The sequence below is a fragment of the Campylobacter concisus genome (assembly GCF_015229965.1).
Lineage (GTDB): Bacteria > Campylobacterota > Campylobacteria > Campylobacterales > Campylobacteraceae > Campylobacter_A > Campylobacter_A concisus_BD.
In genome coordinates, this window is the sequence record NZ_JAAKZB010000017.1 from 37,956 (window position 1) to 48,169 (window position 10,214).

At 40.3% G+C, this 10,214-nt stretch carries 9 protein-coding genes; all 9 read left to right on the top strand.

Annotated features, from left to right (window positions below):
- The first annotated feature begins 106 nt into the window (after positions 1-106).
- On the top strand, positions 107-1,642 hold the full coding sequence (locus tag G6W43_RS07865) for a flavocytochrome c (RefSeq protein ID WP_194169536.1): 1,536 nt from the start codon (positions 107-109) through the stop codon (positions 1,640-1,642).
- A 400-nt stretch (positions 1,643-2,042) separates the two neighbouring features.
- Positions 2,043-2,396 carry an MmcQ/YjbR family DNA-binding protein gene (locus G6W43_RS07870; protein ID WP_194169537.1) on the top strand — a complete coding sequence of 118 codons (354 nt, stop codon included), beginning with the start codon at positions 2,043-2,045 and terminating at the stop codon, positions 2,394-2,396.
- 85 nt (positions 2,397-2,481) lie between these two features.
- Positions 2,482-3,789 carry a UDP-N-acetylmuramate--L-alanine ligase gene (gene murC, locus G6W43_RS07875; protein WP_048809955.1) on the top strand — a complete coding sequence of 436 codons (1,308 nt, stop codon included), beginning with the start codon at positions 2,482-2,484 and terminating at the stop codon, positions 3,787-3,789.
- Complete coding sequence (locus tag G6W43_RS07880; protein ID WP_103636011.1) at positions 3,789-4,106, top strand: hypothetical protein; 318 nt, start codon at positions 3,789-3,791, stop codon at positions 4,104-4,106. Before murC ends, G6W43_RS07880 begins: the two co-directional genes overlap by 1 nt.
- Entirely contained in the window at positions 4,100-4,444 is a 345-nt protein-coding gene (locus tag G6W43_RS07885) for a hypothetical protein (RefSeq protein WP_103646251.1), read from the top strand. Before G6W43_RS07880 ends, G6W43_RS07885 begins: the two co-directional genes overlap by 7 nt.
- Complete coding sequence (locus G6W43_RS07890; RefSeq protein ID WP_194169538.1) at positions 4,441-6,645, top strand: endonuclease MutS2; 2,205 nt, start codon at positions 4,441-4,443, stop codon at positions 6,643-6,645. Before G6W43_RS07885 ends, G6W43_RS07890 begins: the two co-directional genes overlap by 4 nt.
- A 90-nt stretch (positions 6,646-6,735) precedes the next feature.
- Positions 6,736-8,646, top strand: coding sequence for an EAL domain-containing protein (locus tag G6W43_RS07895; RefSeq protein WP_194169539.1), 1,911 nt, complete (start codon positions 6,736-6,738; stop codon positions 8,644-8,646).
- Entirely contained in the window at positions 8,646-9,740 is a 1,095-nt protein-coding gene (gene dapE / locus G6W43_RS07900; protein WP_194169540.1) for a succinyl-diaminopimelate desuccinylase, read from the top strand. The genes G6W43_RS07895 and dapE overlap by 1 nt, the downstream gene beginning before the upstream one ends.
- A 121-nt stretch (positions 9,741-9,861) precedes the next feature.
- Positions 9,862-10,214, top strand: a 353-nt coding sequence (locus G6W43_RS07905) for a P-loop NTPase fold protein (RefSeq protein WP_242047642.1), incomplete at its 3' end; no start/stop codon positions are given.

Consider the following 10,214-nt stretch of genomic DNA (forward strand, 5'->3'; position numbering starts at 1 on the left):
ATCTTTATCATAAATAATTCTATAATTTTAGTAATCACAAAGGGTTTAAACTAAGGTGTAAATTTAAAATTTACAGGCTTTGGCGTAATACTAAAAAGGAGACGCTATGAGTAAAGTTTCTAGACGTGATTTCATAAAATTTGGTGCTGTTTCGGCTCTTGCTGCAAGCGGAGTTTATGCGAGCGATATGCCAGTCTTTAGAGATAAAGATGTCAAATTTGACGAGGAGTGGGATGTCGTTATCATCGGTAGCGGTTTTGCTGGTCTTGCAGCTGGCATCAAGGCAAATGAGCGAGGCAACAAGGTTCTTGTCATAGAGAAAATGGGGCGAGTTGGCGGCAACTCTGTGATAAATGGCGGAATTTTTGCCGTGCCAAACAGCGAACTTCAAAAGAAAAATGGAGTCAAAGACTCAAAAGAGCTTTTCATCTCAGACTGCGTCAAAGCTGGCCTTGGGCTAAACCACGTGGAGCTTCTTGGCATCCTTGCTGATAGAGCGGTCGATACTTTTAACTTCACCGTAAAACACGGCGCAAAATACCTAGATAAGCTACTTCTTGAGGGCGGACACAGCGTGCCAAGGACTTACTACACCGAAAACACAAGCGGCTCTGGCATAGTTCAGCCTCTAGCTGAGACATTTAAAAATTTACAAGGCTGCGAGCTAAGAACAAGGTGCAAATTTGATGAGTTTGTGACTGATGAAAATGGCGCAATAGTAGGCGTTGCGGTGCGAAATGACTATAAATTTGATAAAAATCTATTTAGCGATGACAAAGAGAACAAAAGCGGCGAGCGTAAATTTATAAAGGCTAAAAAGGGCGTAGTGCTAGCAAGCGGCGGCTTTTGTAGTGATAAATTTTTTAGAAAGCTTCAAGACCCACGCGCTGTGCCTGAATTTGACACCACAAACCACCCAGGCGCAACTGCAGGTGCTTTGATCTCAGCCCTAAAAATAGGCGCTTTGCCTGTTCAAATCGGCTGGATACAATACATTCCATATAAATGCCCTGACGAAAAAGGCAACGGCATCACAAGTAAATTTGCCTCGCAAGCTGCCTTTAGATACGGCATCTCAGTCGATCCAAAGACCGGCAAACGCTATATGAACGAGCTTGCTGACCGCAAGATAAGGGCTGATGCTATGTTTAGGATCATTGACGCTAAAAACGACAGCTATCCTATAAATTTATGCGACTCAGTAGCTGCTGCAAAGCTAGTCGAGAGCGACCTTGCAAATCCTATGAAAAACGGCGTCATAATGAAATTTGACACGCTAGCGGACCTTGCTAAATACTACAAAATGCCAGCTGGCGAGCTAGAAAAAACGGTTGAGAGATACAACGAATTTGTTAAAAATGGCAAGGATGAGGATTTTGATAAGCCAATCAAGCTAACTGATGGCATCACCATCTCACAAGCTCCATTTTACGCTATGCGTGGCGCTCCAAAGCTTCACCACACAATGGGCGGCGTAAAGATCAACACCAAAGCACAGGTGCTAAACATAGACGATGAGCCGATCAAGGGACTTTACGCTGCTGGCGAGGTCACTGGTGGCACGCACGGAGCTAGCAGACTTGGTAGCTGCGCGATACTTGACTGCTTGACATTTGGCATGATAGCTGGGGAGAATATCTAAATTTACTCGTGCTAAATTTGGAGGCAGTTTGTTTTGTCATTGGCTTAGGCAGGCAATGCTAGCCTCCATATCATCGGTACAGAGTTTAAAATTTTGTTTTTTATTAGTAAATTTAAAAACTTTCATTCGCTCACAAGAATTGACTACTAAATTTTGGCTTCGCTTACAGCTTAGCTCAAAATTTAGAGCCGAAATTGCTCGCTCATGAAATTTTAAAATTTACAAATCACTAAACCTGTGCGAAGCACAGCAAACTCTAACGTGCGAGGGGATTGGTGAATTTTAAAAGGGGGATAAGGGGACGGCTTTGCTTCGCGGGCTCGCAACTGCAAGCAGACCGTAATTCAAGTCCCCTTGTCTCCCTTTTGAATAAAATGATAATTTTATTTTGGAGTGAAATTTGAAACGAAGTGAAGTTGAGAGATATATAAAAGAGAAATTTGACATTTTAGGTGAGCAAATTTTCCCAAAATATCCAAAATTTAGTGTATTTCGTCACAAGAAAAACAAGAAGTGGTTTGCGCTACTTATGCAGCTAAGCGCTAGCAAGCTTGGCCTTAAAAGTGACGAAATGATCGAGGTTTTAAATCTAAAATGTAGCCCAGATCTAGCCATGGTGCTAGTTGATGAGAGGCAAATTTTTAAAGCATATCACATGAATAAAAAGCACTGGATAAGCGTAAATTTAAACTCCAAAATCTCACAAAAAGCCGTTTTTGATCTGATAGATGAAAGCTTTAGCTTAAGCAAATAAAAGCCATTTTCAGCCTTAAATTTAGTAGTTTTTGTTAAAATCACGAAAAACTTAAGGATAAAATTTGCAAGAGCTAAACAACGGGATCAAAAAAGTCCATTTTATAGGTATCGGCGGCATCGGCATCTCAGCCATCGCTAGATTTTTACACGAAAAAGGCCACAAGATAAGTGGCAGCGACATCAAAGAGAGCAAGACGACGCTTGAGCTAAAAGATGAAGGCATCGAGGTCATCACGCCGCACTGCAAAGAGGCGATAAAAGACCAAGACTTTGTGGTCTATTCAGCTGCGATAAAAGAGGACAACATCGAGCTAGTGGAGGCTAGAAGAAAGGGCATAAAGTGCTTTTCAAGAAAAGAAATTTTGCCTTACGTGCTTGAAGATAAGTGCGTTTTTGCAGTAGCTGGCGCGCACGGCAAAAGTACGACTTCAGCGATGCTAGCAAGCCTCATTGAGGGCTCAGTCATCATCGGCGCCATCTCAAAGCAGTTTGGCTCAAATATGCGCTACGCCAAAAGCGACAACGTCGTATTTGAGGCTGATGAGAGTGACTCAAGCTTTCTAAACTCAAACCCATATCTAGCCATCGTCACAAACGCAGAGCCAGAGCACATGGAGCACTACGACTACGATCTAGCTAAATTTTACGCAGCATACAAGGGCTTTTTGGAGCGCGCAAAGGTTAGAGTGATAAACGCTGAGGATGAGTTTTTGAGCACGCTTAAGCTTGATGCGATCAGGCTTTATCCAAGCACTGATATCACGGAGCTAACAATGGTGGTAAGAGACTATCAGCCATACACCAGCTTTAACCTTAAAAATTTAGGCAAATTTGAAGCCTTTGGCATGGGCGAGCACATCGCCATAGACGCATCTTTGGCTATCCTTGCTGCGATGCACGAGACGCCGCTTAAAGACATCAGAGAAAATTTACTAAATTTTAAAGGCATCAAAAAGCGTTTTGACATACTTTGCGCAAACAAAAATTTCGTCCTAATAGACGACTACGCGCACCATCCAACCGAGATAAAAGCGACGCTAAAATCAGTCTTTGAATACGCCAAAATTTTAGGCATAAAGAGCGTCACAGCGATATTTCAACCACACCGCTACACAAGGCTTAGCACAAATTTACCTGGCTTTAAAGAGTGCTTTAAGGGCGTTGATGAGCTTGTCATCTTGCCAGTTTATGCAGCCGGAGAAAATCCGATCGAAGTTGATATGAAGAGCGAATTTAGCGAGTATAACCCGATCTTTACAGACAAGGTCGAGAGGGTTGAAGAGGGGATAGAATTTACAGATGAATTTGGCGTGAAAAACCGCCTAAGTGACGGCATCGTAGTTGGCTTTGGAGCGGGCGATATCAGCGTGCAGCTAAGAGGCGGATATTAATGGATCTAAGTAGTTTCAAGCCTCAAGATGAAAATGAAATTTTAAAAGAGATAAAAGAAAAAGAGCTAAGTGAAGAAGAAATTTCAAGCCTTATAAATTTAGGTAAAAAAGATATCTTGATCGCGCTTGCAAGGTCACAAAAGCTAAATAGCGCTCAGATAAAAGAGATGCTGCCAAATGCCCCGTATCTTGCCGTTTGCTTGCTGGTTGAAAAGCAAGATATCAGCGAGGTTAGGGCTGAAATTTTAGAAAAGATCAAGCCTCATGCTGAGCTTTACAAAGAGCTCATCGCAAAGTATAAAGGCGTGAAATGGTAAGAAATTTGATAATAATCGCTGGCGTGATGCTGCTTTTTGGAGCGATCTGGGCGATAAAAGATGAAAAGATCAGCAAAGGCGTTAAAGCGCTCGTTAGCGCGGTGCTTGTAGCGATCCTTGGTTGCGTCTATTTTTACGAAGAGAATTTATCAAAAAACGAGGACGCTATCTCAAAGCTAGTTAGCGATTTTAAGCAGGGCAAAACACTAAAATGTGGCGAATACAACGTGAGCGCTGAGAAATTTAACTACGAATTTGGCACGGCGTCATTTTTAGCTAAAAGAGAATTTAGTGATCTCTCAGGCGTCATCGTGCCTATAAAAAGTTGTGAGCAATGACTGAAGAGATATTTTTAAAGCTCGATCTAGGCGAGTATCTGGATAAATTTAACTCATTTTTAGCAAGGCAAAAACCGCTATTTTTACAAGGCGACAGCAAAATCCACTTTGAAAACATTAGCGAGCTTTCAAAGTATGATTTTAAGGCACCTGACGAGATAAAAGAGCTTGATGACGCACTTATGAGGCTTAGCAAGCAAGCAGTGCTTCACATCAGTGAAATTTACGAGTTTGCAAAGATCATTAAGTATTTTTCATATCTAAAAAAGCAAAAATTTGAAGGCAGGCTTGGCGAGTGGATCGCAAAGGTCGAAATCCCTGAAGCGATGAGTCAGATGGCAAACAGCTTTGATGAAAACGGCGAGTTTAGCGACAGCGTGGATGAGAGATTTCAGGCGATAAAGCAGGCATTTAGCGAGAAAAAGCGCCAGATCGACGCTGAGCTTAAAAAGCTCATCTACTCAAAGCACATCACGCCCTATCTAGTCGATACCCAGACGCACTACATCAACTCACAAGAGGCACTTTTGGTGCGTGGCGGCTTTAATCATGCTCTAAAAGGCACAGTGATCGCTAGAAGCTCAGGCGGCTACTTCTACGTCGCACCTGCAAGTACCGAGCGCCTAAAAAAGGAGCAAAGCGAGCTACTTGATAGAAAAGAGGAGATCATTTTTGAGCACTGCAAGAAATTTAGCCTGCAGATGAGCAAGAGCCTGCTTTTTTTGAAATTTATAAATAACGCTTTTGATCAGTTTGACGCATATCAAGCTCGTGTAAATTTGGCTAGATCGCGTGACTATGAGTTTGTTTTACCAAATAGCTCACACGTTATCAAACTTGAGAAATTTGCCCATCCAGCGCTTAAAAACCCAAAGAGCGTGAGCGTAGATTTTAGTAAAAAGGTGCTTTTAATAACTGGCGTAAATGCTGGCGGTAAGTCGATGCTTTTAAAATCAATCATCTCAGCCACGCTACTTGCAAAGTATCTGCTGCCTATGCGTATCGACGCAAACCGCTCAACGATCGGCTCTTTTAAAGAATTTGACGCGATCATAGAAGACCCGCAAAGCGTGAAAAACGACATCTCGACCTTTGCAGGCAGGATGGTGCATTTTGCAAGGCTTTTTACTAAAAAATCGATCATCATCGGTATTGACGAGATCGAGCTTGGCACCGATTTTGAAGAGGCTGCAAGCTTGTATGGCGTCATGATAGAGCGTCTCATCACTCAAGATATCAAAATGATCATCACGACCCACCACAAGCGCCTTGCGATGTTGCTAGCTAAAAATCCAGAGGTTGAGCTAGTGGCGGCACTTTACGACGAGGCGGCTCAAAGGCCTAAATTTGAGTTTTTAAAGGGCACGATCGGCAAGTCTTACGCCTTTGAAACGGCGGCAAGATACGGCATATCTCAAAATTTAGTGGCGCAGGCAAAGAAAATTTATGGCGAGGATAAAGAGAATTTAAACGAGATCATTACAAAGACGCTAAATTTACAAACTAAGCTTGATGATGGCATAAAAGAGGTCACGGCAAAAGAGGAGCGGCTGGAGCGCTTGCTTGAGGAACAAAAAGAGCTAAAAGAGAAAAATGAGATCAAGCTAAATGCGACTATTTCGCGCCTTGAAAAAGAGTATTATGAAGCGATAAATGCGGCAAAAGCTGTTATAAATTTCAAAGATATAAAAGATAAACAAAGGGCGCTAAACGTGGCAAATGAGAAAAAAGCTGCCATCGTTAAGCCTAAAAAAACTGAGCGTGAGAGCCTAAAAGTAGGCGATAGAGTGAAGTATGAAAATATAAAAGGCACGGTTTTAAGCATCTCTAAAAATGACGCTATGATCGAGTCAAATGGCATAAATTTGCGCGTGCCACTCGAGCTTTTAAGAAAAAATGGCAACGAAGTAGTCTTGCCTAAAAAAAGCAGCGTTAGTCTAAATGTCGATAAGCCAAAAACAGCCTCGCTCTCGCTTGATCTGCACGGTATGAGAGCTGATGAGGCGATAGCAAAGCTTGATAAATTTATCTCAGATAGTCTTGTTATGGGATTTGATGAGGTTAGCGTATTTCACGGCATCGGCACTGGCAAACTTGCCTTTGCTGTTAAAAATTTCTTAAAAGAGCATCCAAGCGTGAAAGAATTTCATGATGCACCGGCAAATCAAGGCGGATATGGCGCAAAGATTGTTAAACTTTGAGCTAAATTTTTAATTAAAAAATGAAAGAAATTTTTTATTTAGCTTAGATATAATCCATTAGAAAAATTTAAGAAAGGAAGTTTAAACTTTATGCCAGGTGACGAATCGCAAAAAAAACACTTTAGTATGGTTAAAACCGTCACTTTGGTCGTGGTTTTGCTTTTTGCTTTCTTTGTAATTGAAAATTTAACTATCTATTCATATAAATACAATAACGCGCTCTCTACAAACAACTTTGGCCTCAAAAAAAAGACTGAGTATCTAACAGATCAATATGTGAATTACTTTAAAAATATAAGTAAATTTAGTGTCTTAGATTTTCAAAATTACATAGCCGATAACGCTGTTGGTGATGTCTTTTTACTAAAAGAAAATGGTAAAAATGGCTTTAAGATAGAGGCATCGTCAGACAAAAGCCTCGTAAATAAAGACTACGAAGACAAGAGCTGTGGCGACATCTACTCGCATGATTTTCAAAAGGATTATTTTTGGGCTGAAATTTTGCCAGAAAATAGTGCCAAAGTATGTATGTTTGTCGCCGTAAATGATTATATTTTGGGCTTTAAAGCGCATATAGATCAAAGGATAACTGGCACTAGCGATGAATTTTATTTTCAGTGGCTGATAAAAAACATGGCTCTTACTTTGATCTTAAGCTCGATCGGTCTATTTTTAGGGCTTGCGGTCTGTCTTTGGTTTGTATTTAAGTATCTAAACATCAAATTTGACTATCTAAAAGTAAAAGAAGAGAGCACTATTAAGATCGCTGAACTAAAAGAGAGGCTATATATCGATCCGATGACTGGGCTTTTTAACAAGGCTGCGCTTTTAAAAGATGTGAGCGAGTATAAATATCCAAAAGTGATACTTATGGATATTGATGATTTTGGCAAGATGAACGACTACTACGGCAAATACGTGTGTGACCAGATACTAAAACAGATGGCAAATCTCATCAAAGAATTTGCAAAAAATGAGAATATGAAGGCTTATTGTATCGAGGCGGACAGATTTGCTTTGGTTGAAGATAATAACGACTTTATCGACAGATACGAAGAGCTTGCTGAAAATTTACTAGATATCTTTAAAGGCAGGATGCTTAGCATAAAAGATGAAAATGGCGTAGAGGTCGATGATATAGAAATTCACAACACCATAGGCTTTGCGCTTGATAGCGACCAGACCTTAAGAAAGGCAACCATCGCGCTAAAATCAGCCAAAACTCTTGATAAAGACTATGTTTGCTACTTTAAAGGACTAAGTCAAAAAGATGAATACGCAAATCAGATCGAGCGCTCAAAGCTGATCCAAAACGCTACGATAAATGATAACATTGTGCCGTATTTTCAGCCGATATTTGACGAGAAAAAGATCCCTATAAAATATGAATGCTTGATAAGAATTTTAGACCGCGACGACGTCATCTCGCCAAGTGTATTTTTAGATATCTCAAAGCGTATCAAGCGTTATGCAGACCTTGAAAAACAGCTCATCAAAAAGTGCTTTGAGCACCTCATTGAAGATCCAAATTTGGTTCTTTCTATAAATTTAAGCAGCCGAGATATGATAGATGGCGACGTTAGCGCACTTGTTTTAAATTTACTAAACAAGCACAATGTCGCTGGCAGGATAGTCTTTGAGATAGTTGAAGACGAGGAGCTAAAGAGTGCTGAGCGCGTCTCAGTCTTTATCGAGCGAGCAAAGAGCATGGGCGCTATGATAGCGATAGATGACTTTGGCTCTGGCTACTCAAATTTCTCTTATATCATAAAGATCAAGCCAGACTACGTGAAGATCGATGGCTCTATCATCAAAGACATCGATATCAATAAAGACTCATACGCCATCGCTAGCGCGATCGTGGCATTTGCAAAGGATCTTGGCATAAAAACGATCGCAGAGTATGTTCATTCTAAAGAAATCTTTAACGTCTGTAAGGAGATGGGCATCGACGAATTCCAGGGATTTTACTTGGGAATTCCTTCTAAAAAGGCGTTTTAGTGGTAGTTAGCTTTTTAAAAGAGCTTTTAAGCTTTCGCTCTATCACGCCAGATGATGCTGGGAGTTTGGAGTTTATCGCTAAATTTATGCCTGATTTTGAGGCGAAATTTATAGAAAAAAATGGCACTAAAAATCTCATACTTTCTAAAATTTATGGAGACGGCGAGCACTTAGCCTTCGCAGGACACGTCGATGTCGTGCCGCCAGGTGATGGTTGGGATAGTGAGCCATTTATCCCACTAGAAAAAGATGGCTACATCTACGCAAGAGGCGCGCAGGATATGAAAAGTGGCGTGGCTGCCTTTGTTTGTGCTACTAAAGAGGCTAAATTTGATGGCAAACTAAGCCTCATCTTAACAAGCGATGAAGAGGGCGATGGCACTTATGGCACACCTTTAGCACTTGAATATCTGCGTGAGATAGGGGATCTGCCTAAATTTTGCGTCGTAGCTGAGCCAACTTGCGATAAGAAATTTGGCGATAGCATAAAGGTTGGCAGACGCGGCTCGATAAATGGCAAGATCGTGATAAAGGGCGTTCAAGGCCACGTGGCATACCCAGAAAAATGCGTAAATCCAGTAAATTTAATAGCTCCACTTTTAAGCAAGATAGCTGATCATGATATGGACGGAGGGAGCGAGTTTTTTAGCCCAAGCAAGATCGTGGTGACGGACATTCGTGGTGGCATGCAGGTTTGCAACGTTACGCCAAGCGAGCTTAGCATAATGTTTAACGTTAGAAACTCAAATTTAACTGACGCAAATGACGTTGAGAGCTATCTTAGAAGCGTTTTAGATGGGCTTAGTTACGAGCTTAGTATAAAGCAAAGCTCGAAGAGATTTTTAACGAACAAAGATAGCAAGATCGTAAGAAATTTAATGGCATCTGTCACAAAGATCACCGGCGTTACGCCACTTTTAAACACAAAAGGCGGCACGAGCGATGCTAGGCACTTTGCTGAGTTTGGCGTAGATGCGATAGAATTTGGTGTAATAAACGATCGCATACACGCCAAAAATGAGCGAGTGAGCACCCTCGAAGTAAATAAACTTTATGAAGTTTTTAAAGACCTTATAGAAAATTTCAAAAAATAATATTTGCAAATTTTCACTACACTAAAAATAAAAACATAAACATTTTTCTAAGATAGTTTTTTAGCCGGTTATGTTAAATTTCTATTGGAATTTTTAAAAATAAAATCTACAAAGGTTTACTATGAATAGCTCAAAAGTAGATATTGAAAAAAGACTAGAAGAAATACTAAAACGCAAAGTTGGCACATGTATTGTTTTGGATGGTGAATGGGGCGTAGGAAAAACAACTTTTTGGAAAAATTTTTCTAATGAAAAATTTAAGGAAAATTCTGTTTATGTCTCTTTATTTGGCAAGGAAAGTATCCAAGAAATAAAGCAAGAGATAAGCTTAAAATTTTATTACAAAAAGAATAAAGTCGTATCAAAGGCATTAGAAAAATATAAAACAGGTATTTTTAGTTTCTTTACAAAAAGATTTGCCGATAATAAAATTGCAGAATTTAGTTTAATTATGCTCGACTCCCTGTATACAAA

Bases quoted from the DNA above. Each gene is read 5' to 3' on its own strand.
- G6W43_RS07865 (WP_194169536.1), top strand. From the start codon at position 107: ATGAGTAAAGTTTCTAGACGTGATTTCATAAAATTTGGTGCTGTTTCG.
- G6W43_RS07880 (WP_103636011.1), top strand. From the start codon at position 3,789: ATGGATCTAAGTAGTTTCAAGCCTCAAGATGAAAATGAAATTTTAAAA.
- G6W43_RS07885 (WP_103646251.1), top strand. From the start codon at position 4,100: ATGGTAAGAAATTTGATAATAATCGCTGGCGTGATGCTGCTTTTTGGA.
- G6W43_RS07890 (WP_194169538.1), top strand. From the start codon at position 4,441: ATGACTGAAGAGATATTTTTAAAGCTCGATCTAGGCGAGTATCTGGAT.
- G6W43_RS07895 (WP_194169539.1), top strand. From the start codon at position 6,736: ATGCCAGGTGACGAATCGCAAAAAAAACACTTTAGTATGGTTAAAACC.